This window comes from Legionella sp. 227 (assembly GCF_043161935.1).
Lineage (GTDB): Bacteria > Pseudomonadota > Gammaproteobacteria > Legionellales > Legionellaceae > Legionella > Legionella sheltonii.
Map to the genome: position 1 here is coordinate 2,843,177 of NZ_CP171154.1, position 23,709 is coordinate 2,866,885.

The window sequence follows — 23,709 nt, forward strand, 5'->3', positions numbered from 1 at the left end:
ATGTCAATTTCCTCATCACCCTGGAACCCCTCTACACAAAGGGAGAGAGGATATCTTTACTTAAGGACAGGGATTGTTGCGCTTTCGCCCAGGTTACAATAGGAAATTAATGATGCAACACTACACCGAGAGTCCAATCCAGGTTTTGTGCTGAAGGGACATAATTCACTTTCTGGTTCGCTGTTAAGCCATAGCCTTCTACCATTAAAGCATAATAAAAAGCGGGTAACAGGCAATAGGATTCAATGTATTCATTATTGGGGAATTGACTGCTAAGACTTTCCCATTGCTGATGACAAATTAGATTATTTGCTTGTTGCAGTAAATCTTGAATCGCTAATTGATTGCCATGGAACTGAAATGGTTTACTTTCTACAAGATTGGGAAAACCGCCAATGGCATACCACGAGTTAATATGGCTGGCAGAAAGAATAGGTTGGACTTCATTTTTAACTTTATGCATTTTAATTAATGGTGATACCTCTTGTTCACAAATCATCGCATCACCTTGTCCAGAGTTCCCATCTGGAAGAGGATAACCCTCAGAGAAGCACGAAGTAGTATCCAGAAGTTGGTGGGTCATTTCGTTTTGGCCAAGTCCCAGAAAACTGTGAACGGATAAATTGATATGTTGACCGTACAAATCCAATTCAACTTGTGGGCCTTTGTTATCCGCATTTTTTTGAATTGGGAAAACGATTTGCACTGACGCGCCACCAATATCCATAACTCCTACAGATTGGCCTGATGACGTGAGGGCCCCTATATGATAATTCACTGCAAGCCAGTCATATAATGCTTCATCAAGTCCAGTAATTGTTTTCGCGTCCATCAATTGCCATTCAGATTTCTGACCAAACCACTTTTGTACTTCTTGATAATAAATTTTTTGTTTGGTTTGTGGTACAAGACGCATTCCCGCTGTTGCATAAAAATAAACAGGTATGTGTTGTGTAGGGGCGCCTGAGAACAGTGTTGTTAAGTACGCATCTATGGTATTTTGATTTGCTTCAAGCATCGCAAATCCGGGTTTGACCTTCTTAGACCATATTTCATTAATATGAGTGGGAGTGTTCGTTTCATCAAGATCATAGGCAAACACATGAAGTCTTGATCCCGTGCTCCCAGCATCAACAACGGCAACACATTGATGCTCACTGCATGAAGGAGAATCAGCATAAACATCGGTAATTACCACAAAGAAACAAGAGATAAAGAGCAAAAAACGAAGCATAGTTAAAATCTCAATAAAAAAGTATGCAAATGATACAGTATGTATTTTTTGTTTTCAATATGATATTATATGGAAAAAATGATACACTATTTTTTACATTTTTTATGTAGGTGGAATTTTTACATCCATACTTTAGGCTGGGTCAATATCCCAAGCTTCTTTTTTATTTAAGTCAGTTTTCAGGCAGTATTATCATTATGATAAATCAAGAATATCGCGGTTCTCTCTATGCTATTTTATCTGGATTTCTTTATGGTTTTATTGGGTATTTTGGCTTAAGCGCGATTAATGGCAATTTGTCCGCAAGCACGATGTTGTTTTGGCGCTTTCTTATTTCAAGTATGATTATTTTAGTGTTCATGCTTCCCAAAATAAAAAAAACCAATGATTCTTATAAAAACATGTTTATAGCTTTTTTCACAGGTGTTTTTTTCTATGGTATTTCAACCTGGCTTTACTTTTTAGCCTCTTATTACATAGGTTCTGGATTGGCAATGGTTATCTTTTTTACCTATCCAGTACTGATTATGTTGCTGAATTATTTCTTTTATAATCAATCTATTCCCAAAGTTTATTATTTGGCTATTGCCGTTATTTTAATTGGTATGGCACTTATGGTGGATTTAGATGCATTATCTTTTAACTTATGGGGAATTTTACTCGGTATTGCTTCCGCATTTTTTTATGCATGCTATGTGATAGGCAGTGAAAAAAATGAACTTTCTCCCAATATGTCTACCTTTATGGTTTGCTTGGGTTGTATGACAACGAGTTTGGTTGTTTCCCTTTTTAGTCATTCGTTTGCAATCCCGTCTACTATGGATGTTTGGTATCATTTAATTGGAATTTCTGTTATTGCAACTGTAATTCCCATAGTATTGTTGTTATACAGCTTAAAATACATCAGCTCAGAAAAAGCCTCTATTTTATCCGTTCTGGAACCAGTGTTTGTGGTAATTTTTGGCGTCTTACTTCTAGGGGAAGAGTTAAATCTGTGGGGGACCGTAGGTATTGCATTGGTATTAACTGGCGCGTTAATTACTTTATTCAGCCATAAAATTAACTTTGATCAATTAAAAATTCGCCTCATTCGTAGTGAAAATGCTGGATAAAGAGTCCCATATTGGTTTCAGGATTACAGCAGGAGAAACCAAGCATCCTGTAAGGACCTGAATTTCGCCTACGTCCTGCGCATAAGCCGTAGGACGTAGGCATGCCGTGGTTACTGAGTATTTTTAATACCAACTTCCATTACATCCACCACAGCCCCCACAATCACTAGCACAAGTTCCGCAACATGAACCATTAGAACAATTGCCTAGCAAGGCAGTTGAGCACACCAGTATTACAGCCAGTATTATTTTTTTCATTACCTGTCCTTATTATGGTATGTATATTAACTATACTCTACGTTTTTGAATTTAACCAATTTATATTCAAGTCTTACCTTTTTTATTCTTAATAAAAGACTGTCCAATTAAATCCTAGAGCAACTTGCAAACTGGCTCTAGTTTTCTTCAATATATAGCCATTGCAATTTCCATAAATTATAAATAAATATTTGATTTTGTGTAGTATTCAAATAAGTAACGAGAGCTTGATGAGATAAGTAGCGATTATTGGCAATATAGCTTATCAAATCTTGAGAAACTCCGGCGGTGTCCCATTCACAGCCATTAATATAAAGTTGATATTCAGATTGTTCGTCTAGAGTCTGATAAGCAAAACGACATGATGCGTCTCTGGTAAGATTTGCCCCGGCTTTTAATTCTTTAATAAAACTCGATAAATCAACGGCTTCATTATCTTCTAAAGGTAAAGGTAATTGACGTTCTGCTTGTTGATCTAGCCTTGTTGCAAAACATCCAAACCATGATTTGATTGTTTTTTCGTCGCTAATTAATTGCTGTAGTAGTTTTTGTGCACTTTGCCAAGCTGGACGAATAATCTCAGAGGAATTGTGTGACGTTGACCAGTCAGGATCTTGATATAGTGCTTTGAATGATTCTTTTTCAGCTAAATATTCACCAAGACTATCTAACAACTCTTGTCCTTCATAACTCCGATAACCAAAAGAATACGTCATGCATTCTTCGGAAAGTGAAATACCATAATGGCCTACATGGGGTGGAAGATATAACATATCTCCTTCTTCAAGAATTAAACGTTCTTCTACCGCAAATTGGTTCATGATACGAAGTTCGAGATCTTGAATGTAATTTTCATTATTACAGCCCTTAGTCGTAAGTGACCATTCACGCCGTCCTTGGGCTTGGTATAAAAAAACATCATAATTATCGTAATGAGGACCAACACTGCCATGGAGCACTGCATAACTAATCATGATGTCATCAATTCTCCATTGTGGAATGAAATCAAAATGATCCAGCAGGGCATAAACCTCTGGAATTAGTCTATCAACCCCTTGAACGAGCAAAGTCCAATGGGTTGGGGGCAGGCTACTAAAATCATTTTCGGAAAATGGCCCTCGTTTTAAGTGCCAATAAGGTTTTTCATTGGGTGTTTCAAAGACTAGACGACTTTCAATATCCTCTTCAAGAGCAAGTCCAGCCAGCTCATCGGGAGATAATGGGGCTACAAAACTTGGCAAAGCATTGCGAATCACTAAAGGTTTTTTTTGCCAATATTCCCTAAGAAAGGTGTCAAAAGAAATGTGCTGAAGGTTGATCATGTGTGGTTAATACTCCGTGATTATCATTTTTTAATCTGGGTGACGCGGACTAGAAATCCTTGTCATCCCGCGCTACGCTCGGGATGACGAAGCGTTTAACTTGATTGAAGAATACGCTCCAATTCTCCTTTTGCTTGACGTGAAAAATTGATTAAATCACTTTCTTTTTCAAAGAAATCAAAGGATTGGATTAGTGATGTTTCATCATGTTTTCTAAATGCTGATGCTTTTTTTTGAATGTCCTCATGGGAGTATCCTAGAAACTTCATTACTTCTTTAGTCATAGATAAAGAGGAATCAAATAATTCGCGAATGAAATAATTCACACCCAGTCGATGCAGTTCATAGGCATGGCGACGATTACGTGCTCGAGCAAAAATTTTTAAGTGGGGGAAGTGTTGTTTGGCGAGCCTCACAATTTTTAGATTCGCATCGACATTTCCTACAGCGACTATAAGCAGTTTGGCATGTTCAGCCCCAGCACTTTTTAACATATCCAAACGACTGGCATCTCCAAAATAACCAATGTAACCAAATTTTCTGAGAAGCTCGATTTGTTCTGGATTTTTTTCCAATACGGTAATTGTGATGTTTTCCCCGTTGAGTAAGCGTCCAATAATTTGACCGAAACGCCCATAACCGGCAAGAATAATTCCATTTTGTTCATTGAAGGAGTCATACTCTCTCTCGGGTATAACACTCATAAATTTCGGTATAACAAACCGATGATAGAGCAGCATTAAAAAGGGAGTGGCGAGCATGGATAATGCAACAACAAGGGTAAAAAAGGCTTCAATTTCCTGACTAATTACTTTTGTAGACCCGGCATATTCAAAAAGTACGAAGGCAAATTCGCTTCCTTGGGATAAGGCAAAAGCAAAACCCATGCTTTGAAGTTTTGTTAAATCAAAGAGATTCCCCAAAAAATATAAAATAATCGCTTTGATGATAATTAAAGTAAACACAGCCCCCACAATCATCATCGTTTTTTGAGAAAAAAGGGAGAAATTCATCCCCATACCCACTGAGATGAAAAACAAGCCAAGTAGGAGTCCTTTGAAGGGCTGAATGTCTGCATCCACTGCATGTTTGTATTGGGAGTTTGCTAATACAACCCCAGCAATGAATGCACCTAAAGCAGGGGATACACCTATAGATTCCATTAGTAAGGTGACGCCAACGACCAAAGCAAGAGAAAAAGCGGTGAATACCTCACGTAAATTGGTTTTGGCGATAATTAAGAACAAGTGTCTGGATAAATAGTGACCCACTAAAATAACTGCCCCTATGATTGCAGCAACTAGAATGGCGTGTAACCCTCTGGGAAGATGCATCATGAATGAAACTTCATGAGGATTTATTTGAATGCTCTCATGCTGTGCGAGTAATGGAATGATGATTAATATAGGGATTACTGCGATATCTTGAAATAACAGTACTGCAAAAGAAGTTTCACCCTCTGCTGTTTTCAAAAGGTTTTTTTCTTGAAGCATTTGTAATACTAGAGCTGTTGATGAAAGCGACAAAGCCATACTAACTGTTACAGTCGCCTTCCAGTTAAGACCAAGCATTAATCCAACGGCAATTAAAACACACGTCGTTAAAAGTACTTGTAAATTACCTAAACCTATAATGAGTTTGCGAAGTTTCCATAACATGGCAGGTTCTAATTCTAACCCGATGAGAAATAACATCATGATCACCCCAAACTCACCAAAATTCATGATTTGTTGTGAATTTCCAATCAATTTCAATCCAAAAGGGCCAATAAGAATTCCCACTATCAGATAACCCAGGACAGACCCCAGCTTAAAACGGCTGGCAATAGGAACCATAATGCTAGCGGCAGCAAGAAAGATAAAAATATTAAGCATTAAGTGACCATTCATAGTTTAACTCGATTTTCCATGACAATTTTTAAATTTTTTACCACTGCCACAAGGGCAGGAGGCGTTACGGGCGACTTGGGGTTTCCTGATCTTATTTAAACCGTGTTTATGAATTCCGCTGACATAGAACCAGCGGCCATTTTCTTTATGGAACTCACTTGACTCGTGGATAATTTTCACTTGGTCGTTTTCTGAAAAACGCGCTGCAAATTCGACAAATCCTTTATCTGGACCTGACATGCTTGCTTTGATGACTTCTAAATTGATCCAGGTCACGCTTTTAGCCCATTGTTCGGCTTCCAGTTCATTAAAACCAATTAAGGCTTTGCCCTTCATGGTATGTTTAATGTACTCAATTTTACCCATAGTGTATGCAGTATAACGTGATCGCATCAATTGTTCCGGGGTTTCAGGCAATTGGTTTTTATCTAAATATAAACCGCAGCACAACTCATATGTATTTTGTGATCCACAAGGGCAAAGTGACATGGTATGATCCAGAAAAGTAAAAATTGGATTTTGGGATTATATGCGATGTCGCGTTAAATTTTTACTAAAAAATTTAATACAGCCTAGTTCGACAGATTATTTAGGATAAAAGAATGAATTCTTATTTATTCACACAAAATATAGAGCAAATTGATCAGCAAAACAGTATGAATCAATTGGAGGAAGGGAAAGTTTTATTTTTCCCAGAATACTGTTTCTCTCCTGTAGACCCTGCCTTATTATCAGAACATATTCTGGATGGTAGTCGTAAAAATGTCAGTTATGACATTCGTAATAAAAAGTTGAATGCGTATAACAAGGAAATGGGTAGTTTGGATACTAAACTTAGAGCGATGATGCACGGTTATGCGGAATTTGCACATCAATTAATTCAAAAGACGCTACCTTCTTATGTGCCTCATTTGCAATGGGGAAGGACCAGTTTTAGACCGGCACAAATTCATGGGCGTATTTCTTCAAAACGAAAAGATGATACGCGTTTGCATGTTGATTCATTTTCAGCAAGTCCTGTCCATGGGTTGAGAATTTTGCGTGTGTTTTGCAATGTTAATCCCCATAACGTACCTCGAGTATGGAATGTGGGTGAGCCATTTGCTAATGTTCTCCATCGTTTTGCGCCGAGGATCACTCCTTACAATAAAATGAAAGCAAAAATGCTGAAACTGGTAAAAGCAACAAAAACTTTGCGTTCACCATATGACCATTACATGTTGCATTTACATGATACGATGAAGTTGGATGATGCTTATCAGGCAAATGTAGAAAAGGTGCAAATCGATTTTCCTGCTAAAAGTACCTGGATTGTTTTTACTGATCATGTATCGCATGCGGCATTAAGTGGCCAGCACTTGTTAGAACAAACTTTTTATCTCCCAGTCGATAAAATGGCAATGCCAGAACATTCGCCCTTAAATCACTTGAAAAAAATCAGACCGGAGGTGGGTTCTTATTTTTCATGAAGAATGGATGATCTAACCCTCCCCTAAAGTGGGGAGGGGCGAGTGGCGAAATTAAATTCAGATGCCACCGAAAATACCTTACCCGAGCTAGGAATTTTACTTAATGATTAAAGACGATGTTTTAAAAACTTTTCAATCCCGCGCGATGTTAAGGGCTTACTGAAAAAAAATCCTTGCACTTCATCACAATGCTGTTGCTTTAAAAAATCCAGTTGCTTTTTGCTTTCTACTCCTTCGGCAATCACTTTAAAATTAAAGCTACGAGCCATAGAAATGATGGCTTCAATGATTACTTCATCACTACGTGAAGAGGATATATTTTGGATAAAAGACTGATCGATTTTTAGGGAATCAATGTGAAGTTGTTTGAGATAATTGATACTGGAATTTCCTGTTCCAAAATCATCTAAAGCGATTTGGATACCTAGTTGCTTCAGTTGATTCAGTGTCTGCACAATATCTCTATGTGTTATGATCACGTTTTCAGAAATTTCAAATTCTAAATAGTGAGGATCAAGCAGATGTTCTTTTAAAATTTTTTCTACAACATAAATAAAATTAGGTTGTTGTAACTGGCGAGTAGTTATATTTACAGCAACTTGAATGTAAGGTAATCCTTTTTTATGCCAAGACTTTATTTGTTGACAAACCTCACTGATAATCCATTCACCTATAGGTATAATTAAACCAGTTTCCTCGGCAAAGGGTATGAAATCTAAAGGTAATAACAATCCCTTTTCTGGATGTTTCCAACGAATTAAAGCTTCAACGGCTAATATATTTTCTTTATTATCAAGACTGAATTGTGGCTGATATAATAAAAAAAACTCTTTATTTTTAATGGCTTGGCGTAAATCAGACTCGAGCTTAAAACATTTATCAATATACTCATGCAATTGAGAGGAGTAAAACGAATACTGATTTCCTCCACGCTCTTTTGCTTGATACATTGCTAAATCAGAGTTTTTTAACAATTCAGCCGGCATCTCTCCATCTTGAGGATAGATACTTATTCCTATAGCAGCAGTAATAACTAAATCTCGATTTTCGATTGTGAATGGCTCCCGCATGGAGTCTAAAATTTTATTGGCAACTACTCGAATATCCTCGTTTTTAGCTATCTGACGAGTCATGACAAATTCATCCCCCCCAATTCGAGCAACAATATCCTCTTTGCCGATTAAAGAAGACCAGCGTTGTGAAACCAAGCGTAGTAATTGATCACCCACTTCATGTGACAAACTGTCATTGACTAATTTAAATCGATCCAAATCAAAATACAAAAGCGCGAATTGTTGTCCATGCTTTTTTGCATAGTCAATACCAGCTTGTATTTTGTCGATTAACAAAGCTCGGTTAGGTAATTGGGTTAATGGATCATGCGAGGCTTGATATTTAAGTTGTTTTTCAAGATTTGCCTGTTCCGTGATGTCACGAAAACTCCAAACTCGACCGATGGTATTTTCATTCAAACGGTGAGGAAGCGTATAGCATTCCAATATTTTACCATTCTTAAAAGTCACAATATCTCGAGTGATTTCATCAATATTTTTCCGGAGACGATTAATATCAGCTAAATATTCTCTCGGGTTAATGAGCTGGTTGAGCATATAATACAGAATAATATTTCCATTATCAGTCTCTAACATGGAGTGGGGGATATTCCACATCGACACAAATTTCGAATTACAATCAATAACTTTGTTATTCAAGTCGACAACTAAGATTCCATCAGCAGATGATTCAAAGGTAGATCTTAAGAGCGACAATGACTGTTGCAATGATTCTGTGCGCTCCTCAACAGTCTGTTCCAGTATTTTCTTATGATGTTTGGAATCATTGGCCAAAATCCATTTTCTCGTTAGTGCACAGGCAAGTTGTCTTACTGCTACCACATCGAAAGGTTTTTTCAGAATGAGATAATTATCTCCCATTCCTAATTCTTTTACGGTTTCTTCCCAGCTGTAGTCAGAGTATGCAGTACAAATGACTACTTGAATATCCGGATCAATTTTCCACATGTGCTTAATGGTTTCAATACCATCCCATCCAGGTGGCATTCTTATATCCACAAAGGCCAAAGCATAGTGTATGCCTTGTTTTAAATCCTCCTGAATTTTGTTAATTGCTTCTTGGCCTTGGCACGCTGATGTAAAAATAAATTTAGGTAAAAAGCATTCAATTTCAGGATTACCACGACCAGGTAAAGAGGGCTCATCATCAAATAATTGTTTGTCTAAATGATTCAATTCCGACTTCGTATTTGATGCAGTTAAAACTTTAATAAAATCCTGATGTATCGATGGGTTATCATCAATAATCATAATTTGTAATGGGATATCACTCATCAGGGCCTCCCTGTCTATAGGAGCTGTGGAAAATAGGTAAGGTCAATGTAAATCGAGCTCCATATCCTTCTCCTTTGCTTTCGGCTAAAAGCGAACCACCCATTTCTCGAGCTGATAACGCAGAGCTGTGTAAGCCAAAACCATGACCATTTATTTTTGTTGTAAAACCAAAAGCAAAGATGCGTTGCAAATTTTCCGGATTAATGCCAACCCCATTATCTTCGACAATGAGTTGCATTAATTTTTTTTCTGTTTTTTGAATCGTTAATTTGATCTCTTTAATCGGAGAAGAAGTATTTTCTAAAAGGGAGTCTTTGGCATTTTGAACAAGGTTGACCAATATTTGCAGTAGCTTCGACTTATCAACAGTAATTAAAGGCGCAGGTTTAAATTCTTTAATAATCTGGATGTTCGCATTTTTTGAGGAGCTCATCGTAATGTTGACTGCTGTTTCGAGTAATTCAGGAAGGTAGACTTGTTCATTTATACTCGATAAGCCGCTGATCGATTTTTGAGTATCTACTATTTGACTAATATGTCGTAAATCATTCTGTAAATTATCTACTTCAATATTATTTTTCTCATTTTCTTCTATGATAATTTTGGAAAGAGCTAGCAAGTATTGCGGAATGATCTTACCTTTGGGATCATGGGATAAAAAATCTTTCAGATCGAGTTGATGTCGCTCCATCATCTCAATAATTTTCAATAATTTTTGATGATAATCCAGATTCAAGCTGTTTTTTAAAAGAGCAATTGAAACATTGGAACTATTCAAAATATTGCCAATATTATGCAAAATCGTGGTTGCTACTTCCGCCATCCCAGCCCGACGGGCAGTGGATGATATTTGCAGATTTAATTCTTTAATTTTCTCTTCAGAAATTTTACTTTTATGAATATCGATAACGATTCCAGCAAGTTGTTTTTCTCCTTTCTGACATTGACAAATTATCCGATACCAATGGTAATTTCCATCAGGGTTTCTGACGCGTAACTCACATTCATAATCTATTTTATCCTCAAGAGCACGCTTTACTTTTTGTTCTAATTCAAATCGATCTTGCTCATGAATTAAATTGATAAACTCATATAGTGAAGGAGCCTTATGGCTAGGATTTAAATGGAATAGATTGAATAATTCATTGGACCAGATTGCTCGGTCGAGGATGCCATCATAAGACCAATAGCCTAAACCAGCAATATGTTGGGCATATTCGAGTTTCTCATTCAAACTCATCATTTCTCGGGACGATATTTTTATAGAGCGTTCGTGCAAATAGCGTTCCTGCTCTGCTTCCAGATAGGTATTATTGACGCGTTGAATAAAAGTCTCCCACTGCTCATCAGTTTCTGGTCTTTTATCCTGAGCGATTTTTGAGTGTTCTAGTTGTCTCTTTAATAATTTATGAATTTCCATATCATTCTTATTTTAATAATTATGTTTCGTAAATCGTTGTAATCGTCATCGTTTGGTTATGTAATTCGCAATTTCCAACAGAAAAAGGTGATAATTCCCCATATGAATAAAAGCCAATCTGAGTCGAACCTTGAGGTAAAGCGGACATCGTTGATTCGATTTCTTCTTCTGTTCGTTCCCCTAAAAGCAGTCGTCTTCCTACACAGCTGATGTCAATCGCTAAAACAGGACCTAATTCTTTTAAGTTGTCGTTGAGCATTAGTTTATTTGCTAGAAGACCTGCTTCATTAGCGCTATCGATTAATCGGTCAAAATTGGCCCTCATTAATTGTGCATGCCATCCTGTCGGAATATCTCCTGCAAATACTAAGGATTGTTCTTTCTCATCAATGGCAAGGATTGTACGAACCAATTGGGTGTCATTATGGGCCTCAGGATTATTGATTGCTAAAGGATAAAGCAACCCTGAAGAGGGCAGTCCAGAAGCCTTTTCACCTAAATATTCCTTATAAAGTTGCAAAGCAGGTTGATAATCTAACTCATATAAGACATTAGCTTCTGAACGCGTAACTCGGCGAACAGGACCAAAAATATCCCATCCTCCCTTAGAGGCGTGTCCAACATGAACATCGGAACCATAAAAACCTACGGCTACAACATAATGATCAAGAATTTTATCATTTAAAATGGTCCATGTTTTTTTGAAATCACTGCCATCACCTGCTAATCCACCGGTAATAATGAGTTTATGAGTCCCATTTGCTGTATTCAATCCTTCTACTAATTCAGAACCATTTACATTAAGTCCATCAGACAAGATAAAGATGCTGTGTAGATCATCAGCTTTTAATTGTTCAGCTATTAATTTACCCGTATTTTCTGAGTCTTTACTGTGATTTACCTTTGCTTTTGCAATTTTTAATGCTGTTTTGGTAAATTTGACAACAGCAACAGTAATGCTGTGGTCAAAAAGATCATCACCATAAATTTCGCCTGTGGTGGAGCAACCTATGACTTTTGATTTGCAATAAAAATTCGCTAATTGAATAATCGGTTCTTGAAAATCAATGAACTCTGGTGCTGCAAAAATAAGCACTAAGGTGTTCTCTGAGTCTAGATCGGGAAACTCTTCCAAGTTCCATCCTTTATTCCTGAGGAATTGAAAGGTTTTTATTTCCATATTCTCTCCTGAGCGAAATAACCATGGGCAATAAAAAGTCTTTTTTATTAGTATAGTGTCAATTTTAGTTTTTTTCTTAAACAACAGGACGTATGTTAAGACACAAATGAGCGTGACCTGTTTTTCATTAGATTTTTTTGCTACCCTCATGAAAATTCGTTATGATGACTTTCTTCATTTTCGCTCAAGGAAACTGGTTTTTATGGAAGAAAAAAAATCACCTACGAAGCATAATCAAACGGTGATTTCTAGGCGTTGGCAAGAACGTGTTTCAGCAGATAATTTCTTAGGACTAGTCATCCTTTGCATTACTTTGGTTGCAGCATTATGGCTTTATATCGCCACTAAAAAATCAAAAAATACCGCTCCCAAACCTATTCCTGTTGTTGCTGGAATTTCTTCCACTCGTGATGTACCCATTTATGCTCCAGCACTGGGTACGGTAACGCCGGTTTATACAGTGACAGTGCAAACCCAAATCAATGGGTTATTAATGAAAGTCCTTTTTAGAGAAGGGCAGTTGGTTAAAAAAGGGGAGCTACTTGCCCAAATTGATCAACGTCCTTATGAGGCATTGCTTACTCAATATGAAGGGGATCTCAAGCGGGATTCGGCGCTATTAGCCAATGCCCGAATTGACTTAAAGCGTTATCAAAAATTATGGAAAGAAGACTCTATTTCCCAACAAACCTTAGCGACCCAGCAATCACTTGTAGAGCAATATGAGGGTAATGTTAAAACTGATTTAGGCTTGATTCAGAGTACTAAAATCAATCTTATCTATTGTAATATTACTTCCCCAATCGATGGGCGAATCGGTTTGCGCTTGGTTGACCCCGGTAATTTTGTGCAAACGTCAAATACCCAAGGTATTGCAGTGATCACGACACATAATCCCATTACCGTAATTTTCCCTGTTGCGGAAGATTATGTGCCACAAATTGCACCTCAGGCTTATGCTGGAAAAGAGATGCAAGTGAAAGTTTATGATCGACAACAGAAGAACTTGCTAGGAATAGGGAAATTGTTGGCTTTGGATAACCAAATCAGTACAACTACTGGAACAGTAAGGCTAAGAGGGATTTTTAACAATGAAAAAAATAAATTATTTCCAAATCAATTTGTTAATGTAAAAATTTTAATTGAAACCTTGAAACAAGTGACCGTTGTGCCCACGGCGGCAATACAACACGCAACCAAAAAAGATTTTATTTATGTGATTCATGCAAATAATACCGTGACTGCACAAACTGTGGTTATGGGACCCACCAGTGGTGATTATACTGTAATCAAAAGCGGTGTGCTGCCAGGCCAAAAAGTAGTCGTAAATGGTGCCGATAAATTAATGGATGGTTCGGCGGTATTTGTCCAAAAAGAGCATTCCAGCAAGCCAGTTCAAAAAGCAGGTAATAAACCTCTATCTAAATTCGCTTTGGACAGACCAGTGTCAGGAGGAGCAAAACACATAACCGGAATGTATACCTCAGTAAATGAGGATTCGAGTACTGTACCGAAGACGCAGTGGTCCTCTGCAATAGAGATTCGAAAGAGGCCTAATGAATCCATAACCCGCAATATCGCATGAGTATTTCAGGCCCCTTTATTGCAAGAGCTATAGCCACCTCATTGTTAATGTTCGCTATTTTCTTGAGCGGAGTCCTTTCTTATAAATTGTTGCCTGTTTCGGCCTTGCCTGATGTGGAATATCCCACCATTCAAGTATCTACTTTTTATCCAGGAGCGAGTCCTTACGTGATGAGCACCACGGTTACTGCACCACTTGAGCGACAATTTGGACAAATGCCAGGCTTGGAGCAAATGACCTCAAATAGTTCATATGGTTCATCGATTATTACGTTACAGTTTAAACTCGATCTCTCATTAGATGTTGCCGAACAAGAAGTCCAACAATCAATCAATGCAGCGAGTAGTTATTTACCTGCTGATTTACCAAATCCCCCCGTTTATAGCAAAGTAAACCCAGCAGATACACCAATTCTTACTTTAGCATTGACTTCAAAAACAATCCCTTTAACAAAAGTTGAGGATTATGCTGAGACTCGTTTGGTTCCAAAAATTTCTCAATTAACCGGTGTGGGATTAGTCAGTTTGGGAGGAGGGCATCGGCCTGCAGTACGTATTCAAGCTAACCCTAATGCATTATCTGCTTATGGATTAACTCTAGAAGATCTGCGCGCTATTGTTATGGCTTCGAATGTGAATACAGCAAAAGGGAGTTTTTCTGGCCCTCGGTTGGCATATACAATTAATTCAAATGATCAATTGTTGTCTGCAGAAGCGTACCGTCCTCTAATTGTATCTTATCAAAATGGTGCTCCAGTTCGTTTATCTGATATAGCTCATGTCATAGATGGCGCGGAAAATACCATGCAGGAAGCATGGATGAATAATGAGCCTGCGATTATTGTAAACGTTCAAAGGCAACCTGGGGCCAATGTGATTGAAGTGGCTCAACGGGTTAAACATCTATTGAGTCGAATGCAATCCGCAATTCCTGCGGGAATGGAAATTAAGGTACTTACTGACCGTACTGTTAGCATTCAGGCATCGGTAAAAAATGTTCAATTCGAATTACTATTGTCTGTAGCGTTAGTGGTTATGGTCATTTTCCTTTTCTTACGAAAATTACCTGCAACGATTATTCCCAGTATTTCAGTACCTCTGGCGCTTGTAGGTACTCTAGGGCTAATGTATTTATTAGGATTCAGTCTTAACAATCTGACTTTAATGGGATTGACCATTGCAGCAGGGTTTGTGGTCGACGATGCGATTGTGATGATTGAAAATATTATGCGCTACATTGAGCATGGTGAAAAACCATTAGTCGCCGCGGTAAAAGGGGCAGAACAAATTGGTTTTACAATAATTTCATTGTCTATATCACTGATTGCGGTTCTCATTCCTTTGTTGTTTATGGGGGATGTTGTAGGTAGATTATTTCGAGAATTTGCTTTGACTTTAACGATAACGATTGCAATTTCTGCATTCGTTTCCTTAACCTTGACTCCAATGTTGTGTTCTCGCATTTTAAAGCCAGAAAGCGAAAGCAAAAATAATGACTTACAAAAATTTCTCGAAAAAAATTTAAACTATTTTATTGAACAATATAAATTGTCTTTGCGTTGGGTTTTATCACGCCAACCACTAATTCTAGTCATTTTCTTTGTTACCATAATTATCACTGGGATTTTGTTATTTCTTATTCCTAAAGGTTTTTTCCCTATTCAAGATACTGGGGTGATTCAAGGCATTTCTGTTGCGGCTGACTCCGTTTCATTTCAAGAAATGGCGAATCGTCAGAAAGCGTTAGCAAAAGCGGTACTTTCTGATCCTGCTGTAGAAAGTTTGTCTTCATTTATTGGAATTGATGGGACCAATATAACTTTAAATAGTGGGCGGATTCTTATTAATCTTAAACCTTTTGATGAACGTCCCGGTGTGGCTGAAGTCATAAGCCGATTGCAATCTAAGGTAAGAAATGTGGTTGGTGCAACATTGTACATGCAGCCAGTCCAGGATTTAACGATAGATACCTTAACAAGTCGCACTGAGTTTCAATACAGTGTGAATGGACCTGACCTTCAGGAAGTGACCCATTGGTCAAAATTAATGTTGCAACGCATGCAAAAGTTACCGGCGTTAAAAGATGTCAACTCGGATCAACAAAATCTAGGTTTGGTCACCGAATTGAATGTTGATCGTGATACGGCATATCGCCTCGGAATCAGCATGCAAATGGTTGATGATACCCTTTATGATTCATTTGGCCAGCGGCAAATATCGATTATGTTTACCCAACGAAACCAATATCGAGTTGTTTTGGAGGTTTTGCCTGAGTTACAAAAGGAACCCGTTGCCTTTGATAATATCTATATCAATTCCACAGTCTATAATTCTTCTCCTCGTACTTCCTCAGTAACGAACGCCTCAAGTCCAGGGATAAATTATCCAACGGTTAATTCATTAGGAGCGCTTATTACCCCAGGCTCGGTATCCTCATCTATAACTACATCCAGTGGCTCAGTTCCTATTAAGACTATTGCCAGTGTGAAACAAACTGTAGGGCCATTAGTCATTGCCCATAAGGACCAATTTCCATCAGCTACACTTTCTTTCAATCTCTCTAAGAATGGTTCATTAGGAGAGGCAGTAAAACAAATCGATGAGATGAGGAAAAATCTTGATTTACCTCTGAGTATAACTGCTGATTTCCAAGGGACGGCAAAAAGCTTTCAAAATGCGCTTGCGAATGAAGGATGGTTGATTGTTGCTGCAGTTGTCGTCGTGTATATTGTTTTGGGAGTGCTTTATGAAAGCTATATCCATCCCTTAACTATTTTGTCTACATTACCCTCAGCTACAATGGGTGCTTTGTTAGCATTGTATCTCACCAATAATGAGTTCAGTATTATTGCTTTAATTGCCATTATTTTATTAATCGGTATTGTATTAAAAAATGCCATTATGATGATTGACTTTGCGCTTGAACAAGAGCGTGAGTACAAAAGAAAACCTGTAGATGCAATTTATGAGGCTGCGCTATTACGTTTTAGACCGATTTTGATGACGACTATGGCTTCAATGCTAGGCGCAATCCCTTTAGCCCTTAGTAACGGTATCGGCGGCGAGTTACGACGCCCATTAGGAATTGCGATTATTGGTGGTCTAATGGTTAGCCAATTAGTTACTTTGTACACAACTCCGATTATCTATCTGACGTTTGATCGATTATCACGCAAAGTAATGAGTTATCGCAGTAACACGGATAAAGTGGGGGGAGAGGTATGAATTTATCCTCTTTATTTATTCATAAACCCATAGGAACAATATTACTTGCCTTTGGACTGAGTTTTGCGGGTATCCTCGCATTTAATTTTTTACCTGTGGCTCCTTTACCACAAATTGATTTTCCCACAATTACAGTTCAAGCTCAGTTACCGGGCGGAAGTCCGGAAGTAATGGCCACTTCAGTAGCCGCTCCCTTAGAACGTCAGATTGGGCTCATTGCGGGAATTACTCAACTGACTTCATCGAGTACCTTAGGACAATCGATGATAACGGTTCAATTTGATTTATCGCGTAACATTGATGGAGCTGCGCGGGACATACAGGCAGCTATTAACGCCTCTTTAAGTCAATTACCCACGAATTTGACGAATAACCCAACCTATCGCAAGGTAAATCCTGCTGATGCGCCGATTATGATTATTGCCTTGACCTCAGATAAAAAAAGCCCTGGCCAATTGTATGATGTAGCATCTACTTTTTTGCAACAAAAAATTTTGCGAAGTGAAGGAGTAGGGCAAGTGAACGTCGGTGGAAGCTCTTTACCTGCTGTACGGGTTGAAATCAATCCGACTGCATTAAACAGTTATGGAATAGGATTGACGCAACTTGCCAATGCAATTGCTGCTGCTAATTTAAACCAAGCAAAAGGTCAATTAATTCGTGAAGATTTAGCCTCAACAATTAAGAGTAATGATCAAATACTCAAGGCGGCCGGATACGCTCCCCTTATTATTAGTTATTATAACAATCAACCAGTGCGGCTTTCTGATGTAGCTGATGTTATTGATTCAGTTGCTGATGTTCATAATGCGGGTATCTCTAATGGAAAACCTGCTGTTTTGCTGGTTTTGTTTAAAGAGCCAGGCGCCAATATAATCAAAACAGTTGACAGCATAAAAGCAATGTTGCCGCAACTTGAAGCGTCAATTCCCAGTGACATTAAATTAAATATTTTAATGGATAGAACAACAACAATTCGAACATCATTGCACGATGTCGAAATTACCTTACTAATTGCAATGTGTTTGGTAATTTTTGTTACCTATTTCTTTCTTGGCAGCATACGTGCCATGATGATTCCTGGAATTGCTGTACCATTGTCTTTGCTTGGTACCTTCGCAGTTATGAAATTATTAAACTACAGTCTTGATAATTTATCACTGATGGCATTAACCATTTCAACTGGCTTTGTAGTGGATGATGCGGTTGTTGTACTTGAAAATATTTCTCGCCATATTGGCATGGGTAAAAAACCATTTCAGGCAGCTTTAGATGGATCTAAAGAAATTGGTTTTACTGTATTATCAATCAGTATTTCATTAGTTGCAGTTTTTATTCCCATCCTGCTGATGGGGGGAATAGTTGGACGTCTATTCCGTGAGTTTGTGGTTACGCTTTCACTGGCAATCATTATCTCTATGGCTGTTTCATTAACTTTGACGCCAATGATGTGCTCACGAATGCTTGATGCAGATGAGGGTGAAAAGGATCACTTTTTTATACGTTTTAATGAATATATCAGAATGCATTATGCACGAGGCCTGCGTTGGGCATTATACCACCCCATACTCATGATAGTGATAACTTTGGGTACTATTTTACTGACTACTTATTTATTTATTATCATTCCCAAAGGTTTTTTCCCCCAACAGAATACCGGCAGAATTGTGGGGTCATTACAGGCTGATCAAAATATTTCATTTGATGCAATGAAAAAAAAATTAATTCAATTTGTTTCTGAAATTCGTAAAGATCCTGCAGTAGAAAATGTAGCTGCTTTTATAGGGAGCGGTCCAGGGAATAATACGGCAAATACTGGGTCTGTATTTATTATGATGAAGTCATCTGTACTCAATAAAGAGACTACAGATGAGTTGAAGGACAGGTTACGAGCGAAGTTATCTCATATTTCTGGGGCAACACTCTACATGCAAGCAGCGCAGGATTTGACTCTAGGTGGGAGACAGAGTGCGGCACAATTTCAATACACCGTGTCGGCTGATAATTTAAAGGATCTTGCGACTTGGACACCCCTAATTATGGAAAACTTGTCAAAACTACATGGGATTGTTGACCTGAATAATGATCAGCTAAATCATGGGTTGCAAGTCCTTGTAAATGTAGATCATGACACCGCTTCTCGTTTTGGGCTTACACCGGAGCAAATTGATAACGTGTTATATAATGCCTTTGGGCAAAGTCAAATTTCAGTGATGTATATGCCCATGAACCAATATTACGTAGTAATGAATGTGGCGGAAAAATATTGGCAATATCCCAAAGTGTTGGAGGAAATTTATGTTATTTCCCCTGATGGCAATAAAGTCCCTTTATCTGCATTTGCGCGTTTCGAACAAGGGGCGACTTTGTTGTCTGTCAATCATCAAGGTCAGGCACCAGCAGCAACATTCTCGTTTAATTTAGCTCCAGGTACCTCTTTAGGTGGGGCGGTACATAAAGTGACGCAAATCATTAATAAAATGAATTTACCCCCAACGATGCGTGGGGCATTTCAAGGAACAGCCCAAGCATTTCAGGAGTCTTTTGCGAATGAAAAATTTTTGATTATGAGTGCTATTCTCGCTGTTTATATTGTGTTGGGAATGCTTTATGAAAGTTTGATTCATCCGATCACTATTTTATCTACTTTACCCTCAGCAGGGGTTGGTGCATTACTGGCTTTAATGTTGTTCCATTCAGACTTAAGTATTATTGCTCTTATTGGAATGATCCTTCTTATTGGTATAGTGAAAAAAAATGCCATTATGATGATAGATTTTGCTTTAGAGGCTGAACGCAAGGAAAATAAATCACCGCGAGAAGCGATTTATGAAGCAGCATTATTACGTTTTCGTCCAATCATGATGACTACTATGGCGGCTATATTAGGCGCTATGCCTCTGGTCATCGGCTTTGGTGTGGGTTCTGAATTACGGCGACCGCTTGGAATCGCAATTGTTGGTGGCTTAATCGTAAGTCAGCTGTTAACACTGTACACTACCCCAGTCATTTATTTGGCAATGGATACTGCAGGATTACGTGTGCGTCATTTTATAAAACGATTTAAGTTACGAGGTGCCTATGGCCACTCATAAACGATTAAGATCGCTACAATCTTTTACGAAATTCAAGCTTTTTTTATTTTTAGCGGTGTCTTCTTGCATATTTTCTTCTTGTATGGTCGGTCCTAATTATGTACCTCCAAAACTTGTAGTACCGCCACATTTTAAAGAAGCCAAAGGCAAAACAGAAATTGGAACCAAGCGTAAAAATTGGAAACCTATCCAGCCCCAGGATGATAGGGACAGAGGTGAATGGTGGAAGGTTTTTAATGATCCAGTATTGAATGATCTGGAGAATCAGTTGTATCACTACAACCAAAGTATTGTGAATGCTGAGGCGAATTTCCGACAGTCGCTCGCAATTGTTGACCAGGCTCGGGCAAGTTTGTATCCCACGCTAGTTGGTGCCTTTAGTTTATTTGAACAACGTCAAGCTGGAGGGTCCACATCCATTATCAGTACCTCTGGAACTACAGGAACGGCAACGACCAATATTGTACCTGCAGCAAAAATCACAACAATTTATACCGCTTTTTTGAATGCAACTTGGGAACCCGATCTTTGGGGACTTGTGCGTCGAACCATAGAGGCAGATCTTTCTGTAGCAGAATCTAATGAGGCATTGATCGGTGTGACGCGTTTATCCGCTCAAGGTGCTTTAGCACAATATTATTTTGAATTACGTACATTGGATAAGGTGCAAAAGTATCTAGATGATACGGTGATTGCTTATAGAAACGTTTTACAATTTACAAAAAATCAATACAAATCGGGAGTTGTATCACGTGCCAATGTGGTTCAAGCTCAAATCCAGCTTGAATCGGCTCAAGCATCAGCGATTAATAACGGTATTTTACGCGTTCAATACGAACATGCAATTGCTGTATTGATGGGACGTCCACCTGCTTATTTTTCGCTAAAACCTGTGATTATTAAATTAAAACCACCACCCATTCCCTTGCAAGTCCCTAGCGTTTGGCTGGAACGAAGGCCTGATATTGCACAAGCCGAGCGTTTGGTGCAACAAGCCAGTGCGTTAATTGGAGTCGCCGTTGCTGCCTATTTTCCTAATTTAACTCTGACTGGAACCATTAGTGCTGCTGGGCACAGCTTTCATCAACTGATTCACAAACCTGCAATCAGTTGGTCTACTGGTTTTCAACTGGCAGAAACTATTTTAGATGGAGGCTATCGTTCTGCGGGAGTGAGGGCGGCAAAAGCACAATACATGGCTCAGATCGCCAATTACCGGCAAGTAGTGCTCTCTGCTTTTCAAAACGTGGAGGATAATTTGATTTCTTTACGTCTTTTGGAACAACAAAGTCTAGTTCAAGATAAAGAAGCAGCCGATGCGCTTTTCGCACTCAAAATTGTTAAAAATCAATATGAGGCAGGAACTGTTACTTATGCTAATGTCCTTACTGCTCAGATCAGTGCACTTGCAGCAGAACAGGCAGCAACACAAGTAGATGGCCTGCAAATGGTTTCTGCCGTGGGTTTGGTCAAAGCTCTGGGAGGAGGTTGGGTAGCGAGTGTCATAGTACCCCCTAAAAAATTAAAAACTTAAGTGAGCCATATTTCTATGAATTGGCTTTTGGAGCGTCATCTTGAAACGGGTTTTCCTCTTGAATTTGTTCAAACATTTTTCTTGTGGACGTTTTAAAAATCGCAAATCTTCGAGGCGTATCAATAATCGTTGCATTGGCGTCTTGAGATATATAGCGCTGAATATCACCCAATAAGTCGTTAATGCTATGTCTTCCCTGTGTCAATTTATTATACTGTTCTTGATAGAGGGTTTTTATTAAATCAAATTTTTCATGACTGCTATCCATGTTTTTACCTGATGCCGATTTAGCGATTTTATCCATTCTCCCGTACATTTTTTTTAAAATGTCCCATTGTGCTTTATCTTCAGGATTTTGGTGTACTGGCAAAGGAGGGGGATATATAAATAGTCTATCTTTGATCTTACCGTCACATAATTTTGCTTTAAAGGGAAGAGAAGTGAAAAAAAGGGAAGAAACATTAGGTAATGAGTCAATTCCCATCGTGGTTTGAGTGATATACTTAGCAGTAGTTCTACAATTGGTATCCAAGGAAATTCCCTGCTTGATTTTATCTGAGTTATAACCATTATCATTCGCCTGATCTGATTTCGGATCAATTAGGTCTTCGATTTTTTTATCGGGATTTAACCAGGTAAAACTAACTTGTTCTCCAGACTCTGGTCCTGCTTCAACCCAGGCGGAGGGTACAGCGAAGATCGCAGCATTTGAGCTCTGATTCTTTTTCATTTTTGCTAAGAACTTGATTAGATCCGCATATTGATTTACGGAAATAGTAAAGGCTTGCATCTCAATAAGGCTTTCACTTTTTTTGGGCATATTTTCCGTCGACAAGAGGGTTCCAAAAAAACCTTTGCGTCCAAAGGTTGCAAGGACAAGTTGCTCTTGCGTTTTAGAATCCTTAACCCCAACAATCATATACGAGTGACCTTTATATTTGCACACCGCCATGAACAATTCAGGTTTATTGCAAGTAAAACTACCTTGGTTGTATTTATAGGTCATCTTACACCAAAAAGCATGTGTATATTTGCTAATAATAACACAAAATGGGTTAATAGTTATCATTTGGGGTTGAATTAATTCTTATGAGACCGATGATTGAGCTTGAAGTATGATCCTATTTTTTGAACAATTTTATCTGATTTTTTAATAGCCTATTGGATATTTTTACTTGCGCAGGCGGGAATGGCGTGAGTTTAGAAACGTCGAGTGAGGCCTAATGATTGCTCATTGACTGGGGAATGAATTTCAATTCAGTATTCGGCTTAAATTTTTTATATTAATAAATTGACATCAACAAATCATCTCTTTAGCATGGGCAAAAACTAAACGCAATGAGGGATGTATGTTAGGATTGATAAGTTTAGATGAGATTAGCTATGTACTTAATGATCGGGATGATCCCAATCATTTATTGTCAGGTGAAGCAAAAAGATTTATTGAGATTTATAAAAAGCGTCCAGGCTTTTTTATGCCTTACCAAGAGGGTAAAGAATTTGTTGGCGGTTTAATCGCGCCGGCTATTTATCCGTTAGGATTTGCGGCTTTAGGTTTAGTTGGAATTATAGCGGGCGTGGTTTTGCCTTTTGCTGCCCTGGGAAGTTGGTTTGTTGGCATAGGGGCTGGAGTATTGGGTTACACTCCATTACACAATGATGGGCTTACTGCTGCCAGCCAATTCTTATCTTTTACCGGTTATGTGCTTGCAAACGCAGCATCAAGCCTTTTATTGGCGGTTTTGAGTATTCCATGCTCTTTAATTACGTTGGCTACTCGTAGTCTCGCTACCGTTGGTGCTGATGTGCTTGAATGTATGAATGAGGCATCTACTACTACTGAAATCCAGACTAGTAAGCTTATTTAAGATAAACAAAAAATTCCCTCTTTATTGTGGACTTTGTGAATGGCTTGGAAAAATATGATCACTGCAAAAAAAATTATTTGTCATTCCTGGGAAGGCACCAATCAAATGGGACATATGTCCAACTGATGAATGAATTCCCCTTGTGGGATTGATCTTAAATTCAACAAAGCT

At 38.3% G+C, this 23,709-nt stretch carries 16 protein-coding genes; 7 read left to right on the plus strand and 9 right to left on the minus strand.

Annotation, left to right across the window (positions count from 1 at the left end; genetic code table 11):
- Nucleotides 1–106: 106 nt before the first annotated feature.
- The gene (locus ACF8MK_RS12325; protein ID WP_392536911.1) at nucleotides 107–1,234 is read right to left on the minus strand and encodes a multidrug DMT transporter permease; all 1,128 of its coding nucleotides are present in this window, start codon (nucleotides 1,232–1,234) and stop codon (nucleotides 107–109) included.
- A gap of 197 nt (nucleotides 1,235–1,431) precedes the next feature.
- On the opposite strand from ACF8MK_RS12325, the gene ACF8MK_RS12330 reads away from it, so the two are divergent.
- Nucleotides 1,432–2,346 (plus strand): DMT family transporter, encoded by a 915-nt coding sequence (locus ACF8MK_RS12330; RefSeq protein ID WP_392536912.1) that lies wholly within the window; start codon nucleotides 1,432–1,434, stop codon nucleotides 2,344–2,346.
- 123 nt (nucleotides 2,347–2,469) lie between these two features.
- Here ACF8MK_RS12330 and ACF8MK_RS12335 read toward each other — a convergent pair whose 3' ends face one another.
- From ACF8MK_RS12335 to ACF8MK_RS12350, 4 genes are all read right to left on the minus strand, one after another.
- A complete protein-coding gene (locus tag ACF8MK_RS12335) occupies nucleotides 2,470–2,604 on the minus strand; it encodes a hypothetical protein (protein WP_265704372.1) in 135 nt (44 codons plus the stop codon).
- A 137-nt stretch (nucleotides 2,605–2,741) separates the two neighbouring features.
- Complete coding sequence (locus ACF8MK_RS12340) at nucleotides 2,742–3,926, minus strand: JmjC domain-containing protein (protein WP_392536913.1); 1,185 nt, start codon at nucleotides 3,924–3,926, stop codon at nucleotides 2,742–2,744.
- Nucleotides 3,927–4,021: 95 nt separating this feature from the next.
- Complete coding sequence (locus ACF8MK_RS12345) at nucleotides 4,022–5,815, minus strand: monovalent cation:proton antiporter-2 (CPA2) family protein (RefSeq protein ID WP_392536914.1); 1,794 nt, start codon at nucleotides 5,813–5,815, stop codon at nucleotides 4,022–4,024.
- Nucleotides 5,816–5,818: 3 nt separating this feature from the next.
- Entirely contained in the window at nucleotides 5,819–6,304 is a 486-nt protein-coding gene (locus tag ACF8MK_RS12350) for a YchJ family protein (protein ID WP_392536915.1), read from the minus strand.
- A 113-nt stretch (nucleotides 6,305–6,417) separates the two neighbouring features.
- On the opposite strand from ACF8MK_RS12350, the gene ACF8MK_RS12355 reads away from it, so the two are divergent.
- Complete coding sequence (locus ACF8MK_RS12355; protein ID WP_392536916.1) at nucleotides 6,418–7,284, plus strand: Kdo hydroxylase family protein; 867 nt, start codon at nucleotides 6,418–6,420, stop codon at nucleotides 7,282–7,284.
- Between the two features lie 107 nt (nucleotides 7,285–7,391).
- On the opposite strand, the gene ACF8MK_RS12360 is transcribed toward ACF8MK_RS12355, so the two are convergent.
- The 3 genes from ACF8MK_RS12360 to ACF8MK_RS12370 are packed head-to-tail and all read right to left on the minus strand — an operon-like array spanning nucleotide 7,392 to nucleotide 12,232.
- Nucleotides 7,392–9,632 carry an EAL domain-containing protein gene (locus tag ACF8MK_RS12360; RefSeq protein WP_392536917.1) on the minus strand — a complete coding sequence of 747 codons (2,241 nt, stop codon included), beginning with the start codon at nucleotides 9,630–9,632 and terminating at the stop codon, nucleotides 7,392–7,394.
- Nucleotides 9,625–11,052 (minus strand): ATP-binding protein, encoded by a 1,428-nt coding sequence (locus ACF8MK_RS12365; RefSeq protein WP_392536918.1) that lies wholly within the window; start codon nucleotides 11,050–11,052, stop codon nucleotides 9,625–9,627. The genes ACF8MK_RS12360 and ACF8MK_RS12365 overlap by 8 nt, the downstream gene beginning before the upstream one ends.
- A 19-nt stretch (nucleotides 11,053–11,071) precedes the next feature.
- Nucleotides 11,072–12,232, minus strand: coding sequence for an FIST signal transduction protein (locus tag ACF8MK_RS12370; RefSeq protein WP_392536919.1), 1,161 nt, complete (start codon nucleotides 12,230–12,232; stop codon nucleotides 11,072–11,074).
- 202 nt (nucleotides 12,233–12,434) lie between these two features.
- Between ACF8MK_RS12370 and ACF8MK_RS12375 the strand changes: the two genes are divergently transcribed.
- Genes ACF8MK_RS12375 through ACF8MK_RS12390 form a run of 4 tightly spaced genes read left to right on the plus strand, consistent with a single transcriptional unit; the run spans nucleotide 12,435 to nucleotide 21,670 of the window.
- Nucleotides 12,435–13,817: an efflux RND transporter periplasmic adaptor subunit gene (locus tag ACF8MK_RS12375; protein ID WP_392536920.1), complete on the plus strand. Its 1,383-nt coding sequence runs from the start codon at nucleotides 12,435–12,437 to the stop codon at nucleotides 13,815–13,817.
- Nucleotides 13,814–17,041, plus strand: coding sequence for an efflux RND transporter permease subunit (locus ACF8MK_RS12380; protein WP_392536921.1), 3,228 nt, complete (start codon nucleotides 13,814–13,816; stop codon nucleotides 17,039–17,041). The genes ACF8MK_RS12375 and ACF8MK_RS12380 overlap by 4 nt, the downstream gene beginning before the upstream one ends.
- On the plus strand, nucleotides 17,038–20,136 hold the full coding sequence (locus ACF8MK_RS12385) for an efflux RND transporter permease subunit (RefSeq protein ID WP_392536922.1): 3,099 nt from the start codon (nucleotides 17,038–17,040) through the stop codon (nucleotides 20,134–20,136). The genes ACF8MK_RS12380 and ACF8MK_RS12385 overlap by 4 nt, the downstream gene beginning before the upstream one ends.
- Nucleotides 20,123–21,670, plus strand: coding sequence for an efflux transporter outer membrane subunit (locus ACF8MK_RS12390; protein ID WP_392536923.1), 1,548 nt, complete (start codon nucleotides 20,123–20,125; stop codon nucleotides 21,668–21,670). The genes ACF8MK_RS12385 and ACF8MK_RS12390 overlap by 14 nt, the downstream gene beginning before the upstream one ends.
- 13 nt (nucleotides 21,671–21,683) lie before the next feature.
- Here ACF8MK_RS12390 and ACF8MK_RS12395 read toward each other — a convergent pair whose 3' ends face one another.
- Nucleotides 21,684–22,676: a hypothetical protein gene (locus ACF8MK_RS12395; RefSeq protein WP_392536924.1), complete on the minus strand. Its 993-nt coding sequence runs from the start codon at nucleotides 22,674–22,676 to the stop codon at nucleotides 21,684–21,686.
- Between the two features lie 343 nt (nucleotides 22,677–23,019).
- Here ACF8MK_RS12395 and ACF8MK_RS12400 point away from each other — a divergent pair, with 343 nt between their 5' ends.
- On the plus strand, nucleotides 23,020–23,538 hold the full coding sequence (locus ACF8MK_RS12400) for a hypothetical protein (RefSeq protein WP_392536925.1): 519 nt from the start codon (nucleotides 23,020–23,022) through the stop codon (nucleotides 23,536–23,538).
- Nucleotides 23,539–23,709: the final 171 nt, after the last annotated feature.

Bases quoted from the DNA above. Each gene is read 5' to 3' on its own strand.
- ACF8MK_RS12325 (WP_392536911.1), bottom strand. From the start codon at position 1,234: ATGCTTCGTTTTTTGCTCTTTATCTCTTGTTTCTTTGTGGTAATTACC.
- ACF8MK_RS12330 (WP_392536912.1), top strand. From the start codon at position 1,432: ATGATAAATCAAGAATATCGCGGTTCTCTCTATGCTATTTTATCTGGA.
- ACF8MK_RS12335 (WP_265704372.1), bottom strand. From the start codon at position 2,604: ATGAAAAAAATAATACTGGCTGTAATACTGGTGTGCTCAACTGCCTTG.
- ACF8MK_RS12340 (WP_392536913.1), bottom strand. From the start codon at position 3,926: ATGATCAACCTTCAGCACATTTCTTTTGACACCTTTCTTAGGGAATAT.
- ACF8MK_RS12345 (WP_392536914.1), bottom strand. From the start codon at position 5,815: ATGAATGGTCACTTAATGCTTAATATTTTTATCTTTCTTGCTGCCGCT.
- ACF8MK_RS12350 (WP_392536915.1), bottom strand. From the start codon at position 6,304: ATGTCACTTTGCCCTTGTGGATCACAAAATACATATGAGTTGTGCTGC.
- ACF8MK_RS12355 (WP_392536916.1), top strand. From the start codon at position 6,418: ATGAATTCTTATTTATTCACACAAAATATAGAGCAAATTGATCAGCAA.
- ACF8MK_RS12360 (WP_392536917.1), bottom strand. From the start codon at position 9,632: ATGAGTGATATCCCATTACAAATTATGATTATTGATGATAACCCATCG.
- ACF8MK_RS12365 (WP_392536918.1), bottom strand. From the start codon at position 11,052: ATGGAAATTCATAAATTATTAAAGAGACAACTAGAACACTCAAAAATC.
- ACF8MK_RS12370 (WP_392536919.1), bottom strand. From the start codon at position 12,232: ATGGAAATAAAAACCTTTCAATTCCTCAGGAATAAAGGATGGAACTTG.
- ACF8MK_RS12375 (WP_392536920.1), top strand. From the start codon at position 12,435: ATGGAAGAAAAAAAATCACCTACGAAGCATAATCAAACGGTGATTTCT.
- ACF8MK_RS12380 (WP_392536921.1), top strand. From the start codon at position 13,814: ATGAGTATTTCAGGCCCCTTTATTGCAAGAGCTATAGCCACCTCATTG.
- ACF8MK_RS12385 (WP_392536922.1), top strand. From the start codon at position 17,038: ATGAATTTATCCTCTTTATTTATTCATAAACCCATAGGAACAATATTA.
- ACF8MK_RS12390 (WP_392536923.1), top strand. From the start codon at position 20,123: ATGGCCACTCATAAACGATTAAGATCGCTACAATCTTTTACGAAATTC.
- ACF8MK_RS12395 (WP_392536924.1), bottom strand. From the start codon at position 22,676: ATGACCTATAAATACAACCAAGGTAGTTTTACTTGCAATAAACCTGAA.
- ACF8MK_RS12400 (WP_392536925.1), top strand. From the start codon at position 23,020: ATGTTAGGATTGATAAGTTTAGATGAGATTAGCTATGTACTTAATGAT.